Raw genomic sequence first — 18,293 nt, 5'->3', positions numbered from 1 at the left:
GTAGTAAAAGTTCGCAATAAAATCAAATATGTAATATTTGTGCTAATAGATGAACGAAAAGTGCTATTCTGTTTCAAAAGATGAAACTAATTTTGAGAAGAATCAAAAAATACTACTTATGAGCACAACAGCAAAAAGACCTGAATTTAAGGCAAAATACGACAATTATATCAATGGAAAATTTACTGCACCTGTAACAGGTGAATACTTTGATGTTGTTTCTCCTATTGATGGAAAAGTCTTTACAAAAGCAGCACATTCAGGAAAAGAAGATCTTGAGAAAGCAGTTGATGCAGCTTACGAAGCATTTAAAACCTGGGGAAAAACCTCTGTAACAGAACGCAGCATTTTATTAAATAAGATTGCACAAAAAATTGAAGATAATTTAGAATATATAGCAACGGTAGAAACGATTGATAACGGAAAGCCAATTCGCGAAACACTTGCAGCAGATATTCCGCTGGCAATTGATCACTTCAGATATTTTGCAGGAGTAATTCGTGCCGAAGAAAGCTCAATTGCAGAATTGGATTCGCAAACCGTTTCAATTGCATTAAGTGAGCCTTTGGGGGTTGTAGCACAAATTATTCCTTGGAATTTCCCAATTTTAATGGCTGTCTGGAAAATAGCTCCGGCTTTGGCAGCAGGAAACACAATTGTTTTAAAACCTGCCGAAAGTACTCCGATTTCAATTATGGTTTTAATGGAATTAATTGGAGATATTCTTCCTCCGGGAGTTTTAAATATAGTAAATGGTTTTGGTGCAGAACTTGGTCGTCCTTTAGTGACCAATAAAAAAGTAGCCAAAGCAGCTTTTACAGGATCTACAACAACAGGACGTTTGGTTATGCAATATGCGACAGAAAATATTATTCCGGTTACGTTGGAATTAGGAGGGAAGTCGCCTAATATTTTCTTTCCGTCTGTAGCAGATCACGATGATGATTTCTTCGATAAAGCGATAGAAGGTGCTGTTTTATTTGCTTTAAATCAGGGTGAAATCTGTACTTGTCCTTCTCGATTATTAATTCACGAGGATATTTATGACAAGTTTATTGCTAAAGTTATTGAAAGAACCGAAGCTATTATAGCAGGAAATCCTCTGGATAAATCGACTATGATTGGAGCACAGACTTCTATTGTTCAGAAGGAGAAAATTATGTCTTATATCAAATTAGGAAAAGAAGAAGGTGCTGAATTATTGACCGGAGGTGATGAAAATAAACTGGGAGGAGAACTTGAAGGAGGTTATTATATTAAGCCAACTTTATTTAAAGGGCATAACAAAATGAGAATTTTTCAGGAAGAAATTTTCGGGCCAGTATTAGCCGTTACGACTTTTAAAACTACCGAAGAAGCGATCGAAATTGCAAACGATACGATGTACGGTTTAGGTGCCGGAGTATGGACACGTGATGCACATGAAATTTATCAGGTTCCAAGAGCGATTCAGTCTGGTCGTGTATGGATAAATCAATATCATTCTTATCCTGCTGGAGCGCCATTTGGTGGATATAAACAATCCGGAATTGGCCGTGAAAATCATAAAATGATGCTTAGCCAGTATCGTCAAACTAAAAACATGCTGATTTCTTACGATAAAAAGAAATTAGGATTCTTTTAAATTGTTATTAAATTGGTTGTAAAAGGTAAGTTCGGGGACTTACCTTTTTTTATTAATAAAACCTATTGGGTGTAATTAATTATAAATTTTGACGCGGATTAGACAGATTCGTTATCACGAAAACGCGGATAAAAACGGATTTGAATAAAGAAATTAAAAAAAATCCGTTTTTGTCAGCGTTTTTACGAAGTAAATCCGTTTTATCCGCGTGCTATTTTATTCAAAGGAGCATTTTTAAATATAATTACACCCAACGGGTTAATAAATAGTATTATGATAAAAAGAATTGAAGCAACAAGTGAAGCAATAGAATTAATTAAAATTCTGAAAGAAAAACATGGTGAGCTAATGTTTTACCAAGCTGGCGGATGCTGTGAAGGAACGCAGCCGCAATGTTTTGAAAAAGGCGGCTATTATCAGCGAATGGGTGATGTATGCATCGGAAGTATTGAAGATACAGAATTTTGGGTCGATAAAGATTTATTTGAATATTGGAAACACGCTCATTTTACCCTAAAAGTAATTGATGCATTTGGAGTAGGTGGTTTTTCACTGGAAACGCCGCTCAAAAAAACTTTTCAAATCGATTACAGAATTTTTTCAGATAAAGAAGAAAAAGAGCTGGAACCGATAAAGGTTTTTGATTGACTTGTTAAGGTTTTAAGATGCTAAGGTTTTGAGGTTCGGAGGTATTAAGGAACTGCTTTTTTTAGATACTAAGCCACTAAGATGGTAAGGTTTTGAGATACCAAGATACCAAGATACCAAGATAACAAGAGAAAAAAACTTAGCACCTTAGCGCCTTAGTACCTTAGCCCCTTTAATTAATATAAAGTAACTGATACTGTTTCGGAGTGATTCCTTCGTGTTTCTTGAATAATCGGGTAAAATAGTTGGCGTCTTCAAAACCGGATAAATAACACACTTCGTTAATTTGAATTCCGGGATTTCGTAATAATTTTTTGGCATGTTTGATTTTTTCATTCAAAACATACTCAATCGGACTCATGCCTAATTCACGTTTAAAAAAGCGATAGAATGACGTAGTACTCATACAAGCTTTGTCGCTTAAAATTTTCAGGCTTATGTTTTCTTTCAGATTTAATTTGATGAATTCCGTAACTTCAAAAATTGGATTATTGGAAGAAATTTTAACTCCTTCATCAATTGATTTTACAGTCTGCGTCTGAATAATTCGGATCAGCAATTCCTGCAAAGTTAAGTCGGCAAGAGCATCTTTGGTGATAGCAGTGCTCATACATTCCTTAATTAATTTGTTGATTGTTGTGGCAAGATCAACATTATTGTAAAAAAAGTAATTCTGATAATTCAATTGCCAAAAGGTATTGCTGCCTTCTTTAGGATAACGTTCGTTTAAAAAGTTTAAAGTGTCGTTGATTTTGCTATTGTCAATTGCGAGGGCAAGGCATTGCGTCGGGTTTTCTCTGGAAGCTTCCGGAAAATCTATTTTCATCTCAATATTTGACGGAATAACGACTGTTTCTCCCGGTAAATAATCAAAGCCGGGATCGTCAAACAAATGCATTATTTTTTTTCCACGTAACATACTGGTTACTACAAAATCATTAAATTTTAAAGGAACCAATTTGGAAGATTCGTAAGTCTCAAAAAGATTTAACTCGCAGTTATTCAGCGTATAAACACTTCTGTTCTCAACAAGAGTTTTTAATGATTTTTCGTTTGATAACTGAGGCGGATGGATTAAAACACGTTGATTCTGCATTTTTATTAAATTTTGAAGATGTCTTTAAATTTAATAAAAATATGTGTAACACTATCAGATTTAACGTTTTATTAAATCAATTCTTCAACATGTTTTTTGATGTTTTCTGACATTTTTCTGGTTGGGAGATCATTTTCGTCATTTCCGAACGGATCTTCAATTTCTTCAGCAATAAGTTCTAAACTCGCCAATACATAAAATATAAAAACTACTACCGGCGCAACGAGGTAACCTAAACTTACAGAATATCCAAAAGGCAGGGTCATGGTGTAAAAGAAGATAAACTTTTTTATAAAAGCACTGTAAGAGTAGGGAATAGGCGTATTTTTGATACGCTCGCAAGCACCACAAATGTCTGTAAAAGCAACTAATTCTTCATTTAAAATTATGAGCTGCTCTCCGGATATTTTTTTTGCATCATACAAATCATTGATTTTATGATACATTATTTTTTTTAACTGATTGGGTTTGTGTTTATGATGATCAATTTGCAAATCTGCATCTTCAAAAAGCTGCTTGCTCGTGTCTTCATCTTTTAAATGCTGATTAAGTATAGCGGCATACATCGGAATGAATTTTCTAAAAAACTTTTTGTCATTTTCATCTTTTAAAATCGCCGAAAGTTTTATAGCGAGGTTACGGCTGTTATTTACAAGTCCGCCCCAAAGTTTACGGCCTTCCCACCATCTGTCATAAGCTGTATTGGTTCTGAAAACTAGCAAAAGCGAAATTACAAAACCAAGCATTCCGTGCATGATTGGAATGTTGTGAATATAATCGTTTTTGGTTACCTTAAAATAATGAAGTTCGAGGTAGCATACTACTGAAGCATAAATTCCAATTGCAATCATAATCGTAAACAGTTTGCGAACTGTATCTGATTTATGAAAATGGAAGATAAAAGAAAACCACTCTTTGGTATTGTATGCGATCATTTATGTTTGTTTTTGGAAACAAATTTACTTTAAAAATTAATATTTCCTGCTAATTCTCTCAAGGCAATTTCAGATAATTTTGCCTGATATTGTGCATTGCTGTAACGCACTTTTGCATTGACATAATTAAGCTGTGCAGTTCTGAAATCAAGAGTTGTAATGGTTCCAATTCTAAATTTATCCAAAGTAATGTCTAAGTTTTGTTTGGCAATTGTTACATTATCTTCTTCTAAATTAGTTAATTCTAAATTGGTTAAATACGTTTGAAACGCAGTGCTCAATTGAGTATCCAAAATCATAGTTTGCTGTTCAATAGCAATTTGTGAGTTTTCGATTTCCATTTTCGCCACTTTTTCATTACGATGTTGATTCAGACCATCAAATAAATTCAGCCTGGCGTTAAAACCGTAATTAAAACCTTTTGAAGAAGATGCACTTGTGAAACCTAAACTCGACTGATTCTCTGTAAAATTGTATCCGGAAGTTAAATTTACAACTGGATAACGATCTGCTTTTACTTGTTTAAGTTGGAGTTCAGCAATTCGTTTATTAATAATTTGAGTTTCTACAGCAGGATTTTGCTTATGTGCTAATTCTGCTAAATCTGCTAAAACCAGAGCATTGTCAACACTTATTAAGTCGGTAACTGTAAAATCTATTTTTGGATTACGAGCCAAATATTGGTTCAATAAAATTTTGGCATTTGCATAAGATTCTTTTTGTCTTAGTAAAGAAACCTGATCTGTATTTAAATCGACTTGTGCATTTAAAACCTCCAATTTTGAAGCTTTTCCAATACTGAAACGATTTTGGGCTAATGTCAATCTTTGCTTAGAAATTACGATCGTAGTATCTAAAGCTGACAATTGATGTTGTTGCTGAACAAGATCGTAATAAGCTGAATTAACCTGTACGATTTTAATCAAAACGGTTCTTCTCAATTCAGAATCTCCTAAATTTTGAAGTTCTTTTAACTGATCTAATCTCGCAAACATTTTCATTCCGTCAAAAACAGTCCAGTTAAGTCCCACTCCATAAGTTAAGCTATTGTTTTTAGCATTGTTTAATGATGTTGAAGTTCCGTCCTGACGTGTTTGTGATGAATTGGTAACGCTATTGTTGTCCGTAATTGTGGCTGCCGCAACAGGAAGCATTCCCGCATTTCCGATTGTAACATTTGTTTCGCTTATTTTTGAATTGTTTTTGGCAATTCTAATTTCAAAATTGTTTTCTAAAGCAATTTTGGTAGCATCTTCTATAGTCAGAACTTCCTGCGCATTTGTTTGTACAATGCATAAGAAGAGAAGGAGTAAAGTGCTGTATAAATTTTTAATATTCATGTTTATGTTCTTTTACCAAAGAATCAGGAACTTTATAAAGAAAAGTGTTCTTGATTTTTAGCTTTTTATTTTATACTTTCTTTTTCGTATTCGTCGATATGGTCGAATTCCGGATAATGTTTTCTAGCTTTAGACCACATTAAATAAATAGCCGGAATTACAAAAAGTGTCAGCGCAAGAGAGAAAATTGTTCCTCCAACAATTACAACTCCCATTCCAATTCTACTTGTAGAGGCTGCTCCAAGTGACATTGCAATTGGCAATGCACCTAAAGCAATTGCTAAACTTGTCATTAAAATTGGACGTAAACGCGCTTCAGATGCTTCCAGAATTGCTTCTAATTTTGGTTTTCCCTGTTCTCGAAGCTGATTTGCAAATTCGACAATTAAAATACCATTTTTAGTAACCAGACCAATAAGCATTACGGTACCAATCTGACTAAATATATTCCAGGTTTGGTTGAATAACCAAAGCGAGAATAAAGCCCCGGCAACCGCCATTGGTACAGTTAAGATAATAATAAACGGATCAATAAAACTTTCAAACTGAGCTGCCAAAATCAAAAAGATCAATAGTAAAGCCAATCCGAAAGCGAAAGAAGTATTAGAACTACTTTCAACGAAATCTCTCGATTCTCCACTTAAATCGGTGGTGAAACTTTCATCTAAAACTTTAGCCTTAATTCGGTCCATTTCCTGAATACCGTCACTGATACTTTTTCCGGGTGCTAAACCTGCAGAAACTGTAGCCGACATATAACGGTTGTTGTGATACAATTGTGGCGGATTACTTTGTTCTTCTACATTTACAACGTTGTCCATTTGTATTAACTGACCTTTGTTGTTTTTTACAAACATCGACGTTAAATCCAAAGGTTTAGAACGGTCTTTCTGATCAAACTGACCAATAACCTGATATTGTTTTCCGTTTTTAATGAAATAACCAAAACGTTGTCCGCTTAAAGAAAGTTGTAAAGTTTGGGCAATATCTAAAATAGAAATCCCTAAACTTTCAGCTTTTTCACGATTGATACTTACATTAATTTCAGGTTTGTTGAATTTTAAGTTTACGTCTGTAGTAGAGAAAACATCGCTTTTTCCAACTTCTTCCATAAATACCGGAATTTTTTCTCTTAGCTTTTCAAAATTTGGAGCCTGAATAATATACTGAATCGGCAAACCACCACGTCGGTTTACTGCAATTGTAGGTTGCTGAATTACTGCGGTTTTAGCCTCAGGATATTTTTTTGTCCATTTGGTTAATTTATCGGCAATATCTTTTTGAGAAAGTTTTCTTTCGTCCGGTTCTTTTAACGAAAGTCGAATAAAACCGGTATTGGTTGCCGAAGCTCCAAAACCAGGCGCTGTAATAACCAAACTTACTTTTTTCTCCGGAATAGAATCGTCTACCAGTTTTGAAATCTCCTGCATAAAACGATCTGTATATTCATAAGATGAACCTTCAGGTGTTGTCATACGCATTGTAACAGAACTTCTGTCATCATAAGGAGCGGTTTCTTTTGGAAGTATGGTGAAGAATAAATAAATCAATCCAAAACAAGCAATCAGAATCGGGAAACTAATCCATTTTCTGTCCATGAATTTGGTTAGCGCCTCAGCATAACTGCTGTTCATTTTTTCGAAAAAAGGTTCAGTTCGAATATAGAATTTTGATTTTTTCTGTTCTCCGCCTTTCATTAAATAAGCGTTCAACATTGGCGTTAATGTCAGGGATACAAAGGCAGAAATTAAAACTGCGGCACCAATGACAACACCAAATTCCCTAAAGAGTCGGCCTACGAAACCTTCTAAGAAAATAACAGGTAAAAATACGGCTGCCAGCGTAACAGAAATCGAGATTACAGCATAGAATATCTCATTAGATCCTTTAATTGCAGCTTCAATTGGCGACATTCCTTCTTCGACTTTTTTAAAGATATTTTCGGTAACTACAATTCCATCATCTACCACTAATCCTGTGGCTAATACAATCGCTAATAAAGTCAATACGTTGATGGAGAATCCGAAAAGCCACATAATAAAAAACGTGGCGATTAACGATACAGGAATATCAATTAAAGGTCTGAAAGCAATTGCCCAGTCTCTAAAGAACAGATAAATAATAATGATTACCAGAATAATCGAAATACCTAAGGTTTCGGCAACTTCAAGTACTGATTTCTTTACGAAAATCGTATTATCAAGGGCAATATTCAGCTTGATATCTTTAGGCAAATCCTTTTTTAAAGCTTCGTATTTTTTATAGAACTCAGAAGAAATATCTAAATAATTGGCTCCTGGCATCGGAACTATAGCTAAACCAATCATTGGCAAGCCAGACTGACTCAATTTTGTTTCTATGTTTTCCGGACCTAAAGACGCAATTCCAACATCGCTGAAACGAACAATTTTATCTCCGTCAGTACGAATGATAATGTTATTGAATTCTTCCGGTTTAGAAAGATTTCCAACGGTTTTAACGGTTAATTCGGTGTTGTTTCCAGTTAGTTTTCCTGAAGGTAATTCAACGTTTTGTGCATTCAATGCTGTACGAACATCAGCAACGGTACAGCCATAAGCGGTAAGTTTTGCAGGATCAATCCATAAGCGCATCGCATAACGTTTTTGACCCCAAATCTGAACGCCACTTACGCCGGGAATAGTTTCCAGACGTTGTGAAATTACATTCTCCGCATAATCACTTAATTCTAAGGAATTTCGTGTGTCACTTTGTACCGTCATCGAAATAATAGCATCACTATCAGCATCGGCTTTTGATACAACTGGTGGCGCATCAATATCTTGCGGTAAGCTTCTAATGGCTTGTGAAACTTTGTCACGAACATCATTTGCAGCTTCTTCTAAATCTTTATCCAGATTAAACTCTATGGTAATATTGCTACTTCCCTGATTGCTTGAGGAAGTAATATTTCTAATTCCGTCAATGGCATTTACTGCTTTTTCAAGCGGTTCTGTAATTTGTGATTCAATAATATCAGAATTGGCTCCGGTATAATTGGTTCTGATGGAAACCTGCGCCGGATCAATTGAAGGAAATTCACGGACACCTAAAAACGTATAACCAATGAAACCGAATAAAATAATCAAAAGATTCAGTACAATTGTTAAAACGGGTCTCCTTATACTTGTGGTTGATAAACTCATATATGATTTATGATTTTAGATTTTAAAATGCTGATTTTAGATTTATTGCTAAATGGTACAGCGTTTTTTAAATCTATATTATTAAGTCTTGTAACTTTCGTCTTTAAGACTTTTGACTTTAGGCTACTTTACTTTAACTTTTATCGGTGCATCATTTTTTAACGACATAACACCACTTGTTACAAGAGTATCACCAGCTTTTAATCCGGATAAAATTAAAATAGAAGAATCTGTACGCGTTGTTGCTTCAACCATAACTTCTTTTGCTTTACCCATATTGGAGATAAAAACTTTTTTTCCGTTTTGTACAGGAACTATAGCTTCAGAAGGCACAACAATAGCATCTTTAATAATGTTTAAAGGCAATTTAATGTCTGCGAAGGTCCCGGGGAAAAGTTTTCCGTCACTATTCTCAGCAATAGCACGAATTTGTAAAGTACGGGTTGCAACTGCTACTTCCGGCTCAATTGCATATATTTTTGCATTGTAAACTTTCTCGGAACCAGAAACGGTAAATTCAATGTTTGAGCCCGTATTTACTTGTGTTGCATATTTTTCAGGAATAGAAAATGTAATTTTCAGCTTGCCTGTATTGACTAGTTTTGCTACTAAAACGGTTGGAGTAATATAAGTTCCCGGAGAAATAGAACGCAAACCAATTTTTCCTGAAAAAGGAGCTTTTACAGAAGTTTTGGAAATTTGCGCTTTTATTAATTGGGTTTGTGCTTTTGCAGAAGCGTAATCAGCGTTTGCAACATCAAATTCTTCCTGGCTTATGGCTTCTTTTTGTAAAAGCAGTTTCGCTCTTCTTTCATTTTCGCCAGCAAGACCTTCTCTGGTTTGAGCTTGTCTTAATTGTGCTTTTAATTCAATATCATTCACCTTAAACAAAACCTGACCTTTATTTACAAAACTTCCTTCGTTAAAATAAATGCCTTCAACAATTCCGGAAACTTCACTTCTAATCTCTATTTGTTCATTTGCTTCAATAGAACCCGATAAAGACAAGTTGTTGTCAAAAGTTGCCGTTTTTACAACAATTCCTGTTACGGTAGTAGGAGTATCCTTGTCGCCGAACTTCTTTGATTCTTCATTTTTGCTTTTGTTGGATACTATTCTGTAAGTAATAAATCCTCCTAAAACAATAATTATCAAGGCATAGATTAGGTTTTTTAGTTTCATAAATTTTGGTGAATGTGAATTTTTTGGTTTTTGTTTTTTGCAGCTAACAAATTTAACTTTTTGTGTTGAAAACGAAAGAGCTGAACAGTTTATTTAACATTTGTATGTACAATTTTTAATCATTGTATCTTTTTAGACTTTCTAACATAAAATTGGTTTAATCTTAATTGAAAAAAAACACCTAATTTTTTTTGTTTTCGCTGTAAATAGATGAAAATAAGGTAACTAATCTTAGTGTTAAAGTGTTTTTATGTAAGTAAATATATCTGAAAAGCGTAAAAATACGCGTTTTAAAAGTGCGTAAAATCTTTCTTTTAAGGTTTTTGACGCATTTTAACTGATTTTTTTTGTAGTTAATCGATTTTATTTGTAACATTGATAAGGTTAAACAAAAGAAAAAGTATTTTGTACGAAATTTAACTTTTGTGCTTTTTAAATGTTAATTTCTGTAAGTGTTTTATTTGTTTATGGCTTTAATTTTTAATTTTTAAAGATTTTTAGTTAACAACTGTTTATATTTTGAATCAAAAAATCAATATTTATGAAGAAAAAATTACTTCTTGGCCTTTGGTTCTCTTTATTGTTAGGTGCTATTGTTGTTTTGTTCTGGCAAAATGAGTTCAAATATAGTTTGCCAACACCCATTCCTGAAAATTATCATAAAGTCGCAATGGGAAGCAGAATTGATTTAAAATGCTGTGTTAATGATTCCAGACCGGTATTTATTCATTTTTTTAACCCGGATTGTCCTTGTTCCCGTTTTAATATTCCTCATGTAGCGGGATTAATCAAAGAGTATGGCGATCGTATTAATTTTAAAATTGTTGTTTTAAACAAAGAAAAGACTTTTACGATTGAAGAAATTCAGGACAAGTTTGACGCTAAAATTCCTGTTTATTTTGATACCGAAATGGCAAAAAGCTGCGGTGTTTTTTCAACTCCTCAGGCAGTTCTGATAGATAGTTCCCAAAAATTATATTACCGAGGCAATTACAATAAAACAAGATATTGTACTAATGCCGACAGTAATTATGCCCAACAGGCAATAGATTCTTTGTTAAGTCATACAAATGCCCCATCATTTGATGCTTTGGCTCTAAGAGCGTACGGATGTTCGTTACCAAAATGCACTAAATAAATCTAACCCTAACATTACCTAAATCTATGAAAACGAAAGCTAGTTTGAATGAGCAGGATTACCTGCACAGTTTTATGTCTACAATGACACAAAAATCGGACACGATTATTAATTACGTTCTTGCCATTTATTTCCTCCTCGGGATTGCCCTGTCTTTTAAATACGACACTTGGGAGATAGGAGTGGGAGTTGGAACTTTGAACTTACTGGCTTATTATTCGGCTAAATTTTTCATGAAGAATTCCAAATTTTACCAATATGTGCTTTCTGTAGTTCTTGCTATTTTTATGGCACAATATATTTATCAGATGCATGGTATGTTCGAGATGCACTTTACAGTTTTCATTGCCAGCACAATCTTAATTATTTACCAAAACTGGAAACTTCAGATTCCGTTAACGCTTTTGGTTGTATTACATCATGGAGGTCTGGCTTATTTGCAAAACTACGTTTACAATGATACTGCAGGACCACAAATCTATTTTTCTCAGGTTAATTTTGATACCGAAACATTTCTGGTTCACGTTGTTCTTGCGGCTGTGGTATTCTTTATGAATGGCTACTGGGCTTACTATTTTAAAGAACACAGTGAGAACCATATTTCTAAAATCTCTGATGAATATGAATTGGAAAATATCAAATTGGCATCGGCAAAATATAGTTCGTTATCTGCAACAAAAGAATACAACGATTTTATTCATAAAACAACTATCGATTTAAAAATGCCGGTAAGTTCAGTTTTAAAACTAATTGATGTTTCTAAAGGACATACTGATAATGACAAGCTTTTGAGTTATTTGGAGATGATGCGTGAGAGTGCTAAAAAAATCGATGATTTGGTGAATGATATTCATTTTAAATCAACAAATAACAGAACATCGTAAGCGCTAAAAAAATCAATTAATGTGTTTTAAAAAATGATATACGGTAAATTCTTTTGAAAGTTGATTTCGAAGCTGAATTTGAAATGGAAATGTGTATCTGAAATAAAGGCATATTGATGATTTGTTGAAGACGTGTCTCATTAGAATAAAGTTGTAAAAGAACCCGAGATCATATACAAAACCACAAACACACATTAATTTTAAATACAAAATTTATGGACACCAGAACTACCCGCCCAACTCCGTCAGACAGAGAAGTTGACTGGAATAAAAATAAAGTACTGCTAAGTAAAACTGATACAAAAGGAACCATTTTATATGCCAATGAAGATTTTATTGACGTTTCTGGTTATGATGAGTTTGAGCTTATTGGACACGCGCATAATATAATACGTCATCCGGATATGCCCAAAGTGATTTTTAAATTTCTATGGGATAGTATTAAATCAAGCAAAAATATTCATGCCATCATTAAGAATATGTCTAAAACGGGGCGTTATTATTGGGTAATTACCGATTTTAAAATCATAGCCGATGCTGATGGTGAAATTGTTGGCTATTTCGGAACCAGAAAATCTGTTCCCGAAGATATTATTGTCAAGTTTATAGAGCCTTTGTACAAAAAACTGTTACATATTGAAGAGGCGAGCGGTATGTTGGCATCAGAAGAGTATCTGGTAGGTTTTCTGGAAGAGCGAAAAAAAACGTACATGGAATATATTGATCATCTTGTAGCAACAGGAAAAGATGATAAAAACAAAATAAGTAAAGGCTTGTTTAATGGTTTTTTTGAAAAGAAAGATACTCCTAAAAAGAAATAATTTTTAAGATAAACTTCATTGTGTCAGACAGAATATTCAAACTAAAATTTGCACCCCAACAAATCTAATCACCTTAGAAAAGTACCTGAGTATTTTGATTTATAATTTGATACAATGAAGTTTTTTTGTTTTTTTTTGTTCCATGTTTCAGGTTTCAAGTTTCAGGTTGAAAACCTTTGAAGCTTTGCACCTTTGTCCCTTTGAACCTTAACTAATATAATTCCAAATATTTTTCTTCTTAGTCAATTCCAGAAAAACAGCTTTTAAAATAGCATGTTCCGGTTTTTGTAAAGGACCATCTTCTTTTAGAATTTTCATAGCGTAGTTTCGGGCGAGACTCAAAATATCACGGTCACGAACAATATCTGCAATCTGAAGATTTAAAACACCACTTTGCTGTGTACCCATTAAATCGCCTGGACCACGAAGTTTAAGGTCAACCTCTGCAATTTCGAAACCATCATTGGTACCAACCATAGTTTCCATACGGGTTTTACTATCAGAACTTAATTTATGACTCGTCATTAATATGCAATAACTTTGTTCGGCACCACGACCAACACGTCCGCGTAACTGATGTAATTGCGATAAACCAAAACGTTCCGCACTTTCTATAATCATTACACTCGCATTTGGTACATTTACACCAACCTCAATTACAGTTGTAGCCACCATAATATTGGTTTTTCCTTCCGAAAAACGTTTCATTTCCGCATCTTTTTCTGTCGGTTTCATTTTTCCGTGCAGAATCGAAATCGAATATTGCGGTAACGGAAAATCACGTGAAATACTTTCGTAACCATCCATTAAATCTTTGTAATCCATTTTTTCAGATTCCTGAATTAAAGGATATACAATATAAATTTGTCTTCCAAGCGCAATTTCATCGCGAAGAAATTTCCATACTTTCAAGCGATTTGAGTCGTAACGATGCACGGTTTGAATTGGTTTTCTTCCCGGTGGTAATTCATCAATTACAGAAATATCCAGATCACCATATAAACTCATCGCGAGAGTTCTCGGAATTGGCGTTGCCGTCATTACCAAAACGTGAGGCGGAATCTCATTTTTCTTCCACAATTTAGAACGTTGTTCTACGCCAAAACGATGCTGTTCATCAATTACAGCCAAACCTAAATTCTGAAATTTCACTTTATCTTCTAATAAAGCATGCGTTCCAATTAAAATTTGGAGCGTTCCGTTTTCAAGTTCTTCATGAATAATTTTTCTTTCAGAAGTTTTAGACGAACCGGTTAATATTTTGATGTTGATATTTAAAGTATTAGCAAATTCAGATAATCCAATAAAATGCTGATTGGCCAGAATTTCGGTTGGTGCCATCAAACAAGCCTGAAAGCCATTGTCTATAGCCAGAAGCATACTCATAAAAGCAACAATTGTTTTTCCGGAACCAACATCTCCCTGTAGCAATCGGTTCATTTGGGCGTTGCTTCCCATATCGGAACGGATTTCTTTTATTACTCGTTTCTGCGCATTTGTAAGTTCAAAAGGCAAATGATTTTGATAAAATTCATTAAACAATTCGCCTACTTTTGTAAACGGATGTCCCTTAATTTTATGCTTTCGGATTAAGTTTTTGGTAATTAATTGTAGCTGAATAAAAAACAGTTCTTCAAATTTTAACCGGAATTGAGCTTTCGCTAAAGCATCAGTACTTTTAGGAAAATGAATATTGAATAAAGCAGCTCTTTTCGATATTAACTTAACTTCCTCCATTAAATAAGGCGGAAAAGTTTCGGTAAATAAAGCCTGAGTTTCAATAAACAATTGTTCCATTAGTTTATTAATGGTACGATTTGAAATTCCGCGATTAGCCAAAGTTTCTGTCGAAGGATAAACAGGCTGCATAGCAGATCGCAAACTTTTTTCATGTTCGCTAAAAAGTTCAATTTCAGGATGTGCCATACTGAATTGGCTTCCGTACAAGGAACATTTTCCAAAAATAACAAGCTGTTCGTTGAGTTTTAAACTTTCACGAACCCATTTATGTCCCTGAAACCAGTTTAAATCAATCTGCCCGGTATCATCTACAAATGTGGCAACCAAACGTTTTTTGTTTTTAGCAAACTCAACGGTTTTAATGTTAATGATTTTACCAATTATCTGAACTTCAGATCCCGTATTTTGTAGTTCGTTTATCTTATAATATCGCGTTCTGTCAATATATCTGTTCGGAAAAAAATTGACCAAATCTCCATATTTATGAATCCCCAGTTCCTTGCGAAGCAGCTGACCACGGCTTGGGCCAACACCTTTTAAGTATTCGATAGGGGTTTCGAGAAGATTATTAGACATTATTGAAATTTAGATTTTAGATTGCAGAATTTAGTTAAACCAGTTGGGATTTGGTCCCGATGCTTCGGGATTAAATTGGAATTTAATTCAAAAGCGAAGATAGATTTTAATTGGGGAATTTAAAAATGAATTGTAGTTTTCAGCTATTTGAATATTTTTTTTTTAAATTGGATTGTCTGACGCAACCTTTTAAAGAATTCAAAGTCTTAGTAATGGGACATTAAATTTGAAAATAATTTTGTGATGGTATCATAAACGATTTACTTAAACAATGCTTACTAACTCAAATTGTTTAAAGCTCCGTCGGTTTTCTGGCGGAGTTTTTTTTATTCTTTTATTTTATAGAAAGAAGATAGAAGATTTTAAGTAGAAAAAAATATTTTTCAAGTATTTGAATATTAAGTTGTTGTTAATTTTATAGATTAAGACGCAACCATTTTATTAGTATTAAATCTTAATACTAATTAACCTTTTTAAACCTTAAAACATGAAAAAAATTGGACTCTTATTACTACTATTTGTCTCGCTTGCTTCTTGCTCTAATGACAATTCAGATAACAAAGCTGTTGCTAATCCGGAATACTATGGAAAATGGATTCGCGTTTCTGATCCTGCTGCTAATAGTATTGCCGTTAATAGCATCGGGCCAGAGATGTATTATGTATTTAATGCAAACAAAACTTTTGTTAAGACGATACCCTATAGTAATAACACCTCTTTTTCTGGTAAATTTGAAATAGTGAAAGATGCAACAGGAACTCATTTTGTTTTGACTTATCCAAGCAATAATGATTGGATATCAACTTGTACTAGCGGTATTCTAAAAGAAAATTTAAAATTGAATGAATCTGGTAAATTGGTAGATGAGGCAGGAATGTGTGATCGTTATGCAACATTTACAAAAGCGAAATAAAAACCGTAAGTTTGTGTTTTATTTAAAAGTATTCAGTTTTAGAATTGAATACTTTTCTTTTTTAAACAAATTTAGAGTATGACTACACATTTAGCACTTTTGCGCGGTATCAACGTTTCCGGCCACAATATGATGAAAATGGAAGCTTTAAAATCAATGTTGGAGAATATTGGTTTTAAGAATGTTCGAACGTACCTGCAATCCGGAAATGTTTTTGTTGATACAGAAGAAGAAAGCGCTTCAAAAGTTGGTTTTATGATCAAACAGGAAATTTTTAAAGTTTTCGGCCATGAAGTTCCAACGGTTGTCATTACTAAGAGTGATTTGGAAGCTTGTTTTGCAAATAATCCGTTTTTGAAAGCAAAAGATGTTGATACCAAGAAGCTTTATGTGGCTTTTGTGTCTGTTGCTTTGAAAAAAGAAAACATCAACGATTTAAAAATTAGTCAGTTTAAGCCAGACGAAGCCAGTATTGATGAAAACAGGATTTTTATTAAATATGATATTGGTGCCGGAAAAACTCGTTTTGATCAAAAATATATTGAGAAAAAACTAAATGTAGTCGCTACAATTAGAAACTGGAACACGGTTACTAATCTTTTAAATATGTACGCTGAATAATGAAAAAGAATTTATTTTTTATGTTTTTTGCTTTTGTAATGCTTTTTGGTTCTGCGGCTTTAGCACAAAATTCAGATACTACAAAAGAGGATTTCAATTCTTTCTTTAATAAGTTCAATTCAGATTCAAAATTCCAGCTTAGCAGAGTAATTTTTCCATTAAATGTAAAACAAAATAATGATGATTTGGAGTTAGAAAATTTTACTGTATCAAAGGAAAAATACAGCGTTTTGCATCTCAACAAAAAAGCCAGTAAAATTGATTATACACAAAAAGTGATTTTACATAAAAGCAAAGCTGTGATTCAGCTTCGTGGTATTGACAACGGAATTTATATCGATTATATCTTTGAATTAAAAAATAACATTTGGGAGCTTAAAACCTGGAGTGATATGTCTACTTAATCTCAATTTTATTAGACACTTTTTTTAGGTATAAGGTATCCGCATTATGTAACGCTCCTTTCTTTGTGCCGCCGCCATATGTATTCATAAGCTGAATTTGCTGCGATTGATAACCTTCTTTTTCGATTACTTCAAAAACAGATAATGGAGGTGCCTCATAACCAAAAAAAGTAAATTGATGATAACGTTTTTCAGTCAATAAAAAATAGCCATTTTGTTGACTTAAAACTTCACCTACTTTACAGTTTTCAATTGGCATTTTGGAATCTGCATCATAAATGTAACCTACAATCTGAGGTCTTTTACATCTGCTGACAAGGCAGCTTTGCAAAGAGAAAGAGATAAAAAGTACAATAATTATAGAGAGCAGTTTTTTATAGTGCATTTGAATTATTTTTGAATCAGATCACAATACCAGAAACCATAGTCAAAAGCATCAGAAGTATTAGTGTCACAAGCCGTGTTTGATGAATCCTGATTTTTTGGAGCTTCGTATTTGCGATATACTATTTCTCCAATTTCGAAATTTATAGGTTCAGAGAATAGTGGACCATCAAAAGCAAAAGTGTGAAATTCTCCGTTTTCTCCGCAAACATCTACATTATCCGGCAAATCATTAATAAAATCCTGATCGATAATTCGGCCTACAAAACTTTTGTCTAAATAGCGTTCGTTGACACAAACCACAATAGTTTTAAATCCAAGCGAAATAAACTCCTGAATTAAATCTTTGGTTGGAATTTTCCAGATAGGAAAAACTCCTTTAAATCCTAATTTGGCCAATTGATCTTCACGATATTTGCGTAAATCTTCCAGAAAAATATCGCCAAATACCGAATGTGTAATACCTTGGTCTTTAAGACCTGACAAGGTTTTGGTCATTACATCTTCGTAAACCTCCATTGTTGGCATTTCCGGAACTTCTAAGATTTTTAGAGGTATTCCGATACTTTTTGCCTGCGCTTCCAGTAATTCAACCCGCACGCCATGCATCGAGATTCTTTGAAATTGTTGGTTAACGCTCGTTAGTAAACAATCAATTTTATATTCAGGATTTTGCAGAATTTTATATAAAGCAAGCGCAGAATCTTTTCCGCTGCTCCAGTTAAATAAGGCTTTTATAGGTGTTGGCACGTTTTATTTGTTTTATAGGGTAAACTTACAAATTTCATTCTATTTGTTGGTCAAACCTTTGTAACTTTGGGAT

The 18,293-nt window shown here is 33.7% G+C and carries 16 protein-coding genes; 8 read left to right on the top strand and 8 right to left on the bottom strand.

Features of this window, described 5'->3' with window-relative positions; translation table 11 throughout:
* Positions 1-118: 118 nt before the first annotated feature.
* Together KHA98_RS08235 and KHA98_RS08230 are read left to right on the top strand one after the other, a co-directional pair.
* The gene (locus KHA98_RS08235; protein ID WP_213257107.1) at positions 119-1,624 is read left to right on the top strand and encodes an aldehyde dehydrogenase family protein; all 1,506 of its coding nucleotides are present in this window, start codon (positions 119-121) and stop codon (positions 1,622-1,624) included.
* Between the two features lie 273 nt (positions 1,625-1,897).
* Positions 1,898-2,272, top strand: coding sequence for a DUF779 domain-containing protein (locus KHA98_RS08230; RefSeq protein ID WP_213257106.1), 375 nt, complete (start codon positions 1,898-1,900; stop codon positions 2,270-2,272).
* A 172-nt stretch (positions 2,273-2,444) separates the two neighbouring features.
* On the opposite strand, the gene KHA98_RS08225 is transcribed toward KHA98_RS08230, so the two are convergent.
* The 5 genes from KHA98_RS08225 to KHA98_RS08205 form a co-directional block, all read right to left on the bottom strand.
* Positions 2,445-3,368 (bottom strand): AraC family transcriptional regulator, encoded by a 924-nt coding sequence (locus KHA98_RS08225; RefSeq protein ID WP_213257105.1) that lies wholly within the window; start codon positions 3,366-3,368, stop codon positions 2,445-2,447.
* Positions 3,369-3,439: 71 nt separating this feature from the next.
* The gene (locus KHA98_RS08220) at positions 3,440-4,303 is read right to left on the bottom strand and encodes a bestrophin family protein (protein WP_213257104.1); all 864 of its coding nucleotides are present in this window, start codon (positions 4,301-4,303) and stop codon (positions 3,440-3,442) included.
* 29 nt (positions 4,304-4,332) lie between these two features.
* Positions 4,333-5,643, bottom strand: coding sequence for a TolC family protein (locus KHA98_RS08215; protein WP_213257103.1), 1,311 nt, complete (start codon positions 5,641-5,643; stop codon positions 4,333-4,335).
* 65 nt (positions 5,644-5,708) lie between these two features.
* Positions 5,709-8,807, bottom strand: coding sequence for an efflux RND transporter permease subunit (locus KHA98_RS08210; RefSeq protein ID WP_213257102.1), 3,099 nt, complete (start codon positions 8,805-8,807; stop codon positions 5,709-5,711).
* A 123-nt stretch (positions 8,808-8,930) separates the two neighbouring features.
* On the bottom strand, positions 8,931-9,989 hold the full coding sequence (locus KHA98_RS08205) for an efflux RND transporter periplasmic adaptor subunit (protein ID WP_213257100.1): 1,059 nt from the start codon (positions 9,987-9,989) through the stop codon (positions 8,931-8,933).
* Between the two features lie 541 nt (positions 9,990-10,530).
* On the opposite strand from KHA98_RS08205, the gene KHA98_RS08200 reads away from it, so the two are divergent.
* The 3 genes from KHA98_RS08200 (at position 10,531) to KHA98_RS08190 (ending at position 12,832) form a co-directional block, all read left to right on the top strand.
* A complete protein-coding gene (locus tag KHA98_RS08200) occupies positions 10,531-11,127 on the top strand; it encodes a DUF6436 domain-containing protein (protein ID WP_213257098.1) in 597 nt (198 codons plus the stop codon).
* 26 nt (positions 11,128-11,153) lie between these two features.
* Positions 11,154-12,011, top strand: a complete 858-nt coding sequence (locus KHA98_RS08195) for a hypothetical protein (protein WP_213257096.1) — start codon at positions 11,154-11,156, stop codon at positions 12,009-12,011.
* A gap of 215 nt (positions 12,012-12,226) precedes the next feature.
* Complete coding sequence (locus tag KHA98_RS08190) at positions 12,227-12,832, top strand: PAS domain-containing protein (RefSeq protein WP_213257094.1); 606 nt, start codon at positions 12,227-12,229, stop codon at positions 12,830-12,832.
* 207 nt (positions 12,833-13,039) lie between these two features.
* On the opposite strand, the gene recG is transcribed toward KHA98_RS08190, so the two are convergent.
* On the bottom strand, positions 13,040-15,148 hold the full coding sequence (gene recG, locus KHA98_RS08185) for an ATP-dependent DNA helicase RecG (protein ID WP_213257092.1): 2,109 nt from the start codon (positions 15,146-15,148) through the stop codon (positions 13,040-13,042).
* Between the two features lie 487 nt (positions 15,149-15,635).
* Here recG and KHA98_RS08180 point away from each other — a divergent pair, with 487 nt between their 5' ends.
* The 3 genes from KHA98_RS08180 to KHA98_RS08170 all read left to right on the top strand — a co-directional run bounded on the left by KHA98_RS08180 (position 15,636) and on the right by KHA98_RS08170 (position 17,086).
* Positions 15,636-16,061 carry a hypothetical protein gene (locus KHA98_RS08180; RefSeq protein ID WP_213257090.1) on the top strand — a complete coding sequence of 142 codons (426 nt, stop codon included), beginning with the start codon at positions 15,636-15,638 and terminating at the stop codon, positions 16,059-16,061.
* Positions 16,062-16,139: 78 nt separating this feature from the next.
* Positions 16,140-16,682 carry a DUF1697 domain-containing protein gene (locus KHA98_RS08175; RefSeq protein WP_213257088.1) on the top strand — a complete coding sequence of 181 codons (543 nt, stop codon included), beginning with the start codon at positions 16,140-16,142 and terminating at the stop codon, positions 16,680-16,682.
* A complete protein-coding gene (locus tag KHA98_RS08170) occupies positions 16,682-17,086 on the top strand; it encodes a DUF4348 domain-containing protein (RefSeq protein ID WP_213257086.1) in 405 nt (134 codons plus the stop codon). The genes KHA98_RS08175 and KHA98_RS08170 overlap by 1 nt, the downstream gene beginning before the upstream one ends.
* Here the strand turns inward: KHA98_RS08170 and KHA98_RS08165 are convergent.
* Together KHA98_RS08165 and KHA98_RS08160 are read right to left on the bottom strand one after the other, a co-directional pair.
* A complete protein-coding gene (locus tag KHA98_RS08165) occupies positions 17,079-17,471 on the bottom strand; it encodes a hypothetical protein (RefSeq protein ID WP_213257084.1) in 393 nt (130 codons plus the stop codon). The genes KHA98_RS08170 and KHA98_RS08165 overlap by 8 nt on opposite strands.
* 5 nt (positions 17,472-17,476) lie before the next feature.
* The gene (locus KHA98_RS08160) at positions 17,477-18,220 is read right to left on the bottom strand and encodes a Dph6-related ATP pyrophosphatase (protein WP_213257082.1); all 744 of its coding nucleotides are present in this window, start codon (positions 18,218-18,220) and stop codon (positions 17,477-17,479) included.
* Positions 18,221-18,293 lie beyond the last annotated feature (73 nt).

Origin of the sequence: Flavobacterium branchiicola (genome assembly GCF_018383905.1) — a bacterium.
GTDB classification, from domain to species: Bacteria; Bacteroidota; Bacteroidia; order Flavobacteriales; family Flavobacteriaceae; genus Flavobacterium; species Flavobacterium branchiicola.
The sequence above is the reverse complement of the archived record's forward strand: the minus strand, read 5'-3'. Positions and strand labels throughout refer to the sequence as shown.

Bases quoted from the DNA above. Each gene is read 5' to 3' on its own strand.
- KHA98_RS08225 (WP_213257105.1), bottom strand. From the start codon at position 3,368: ATGCAGAATCAACGTGTTTTAATCCATCCGCCTCAGTTATCAAACGAA.
- KHA98_RS08195 (WP_213257096.1), top strand. From the start codon at position 11,154: ATGAAAACGAAAGCTAGTTTGAATGAGCAGGATTACCTGCACAGTTTT.
- KHA98_RS08175 (WP_213257088.1), top strand. From the start codon at position 16,140: ATGACTACACATTTAGCACTTTTGCGCGGTATCAACGTTTCCGGCCAC.
- KHA98_RS08210 (WP_213257102.1), bottom strand. From the start codon at position 8,807: ATGAGTTTATCAACCACAAGTATAAGGAGACCCGTTTTAACAATTGTA.
- KHA98_RS08170 (WP_213257086.1), top strand. From the start codon at position 16,682: ATGAAAAAGAATTTATTTTTTATGTTTTTTGCTTTTGTAATGCTTTTT.
- KHA98_RS08215 (WP_213257103.1), bottom strand. From the start codon at position 5,643: ATGAATATTAAAAATTTATACAGCACTTTACTCCTTCTCTTCTTATGC.
- KHA98_RS08165 (WP_213257084.1), bottom strand. From the start codon at position 17,471: ATGCACTATAAAAAACTGCTCTCTATAATTATTGTACTTTTTATCTCT.
- KHA98_RS08235 (WP_213257107.1), top strand. From the start codon at position 119: ATGAGCACAACAGCAAAAAGACCTGAATTTAAGGCAAAATACGACAAT.
- KHA98_RS08190 (WP_213257094.1), top strand. From the start codon at position 12,227: ATGGACACCAGAACTACCCGCCCAACTCCGTCAGACAGAGAAGTTGAC.
- KHA98_RS08220 (WP_213257104.1), bottom strand. From the start codon at position 4,303: ATGATCGCATACAATACCAAAGAGTGGTTTTCTTTTATCTTCCATTTT.
- recG (WP_213257092.1), bottom strand. From the start codon at position 15,148: ATGTCTAATAATCTTCTCGAAACCCCTATCGAATACTTAAAAGGTGTT.
- KHA98_RS08230 (WP_213257106.1), top strand. From the start codon at position 1,898: ATGATAAAAAGAATTGAAGCAACAAGTGAAGCAATAGAATTAATTAAA.
- KHA98_RS08205 (WP_213257100.1), bottom strand. From the start codon at position 9,989: ATGAAACTAAAAAACCTAATCTATGCCTTGATAATTATTGTTTTAGGA.
- KHA98_RS08200 (WP_213257098.1), top strand. From the start codon at position 10,531: ATGAAGAAAAAATTACTTCTTGGCCTTTGGTTCTCTTTATTGTTAGGT.
- KHA98_RS08180 (WP_213257090.1), top strand. From the start codon at position 15,636: ATGAAAAAAATTGGACTCTTATTACTACTATTTGTCTCGCTTGCTTCT.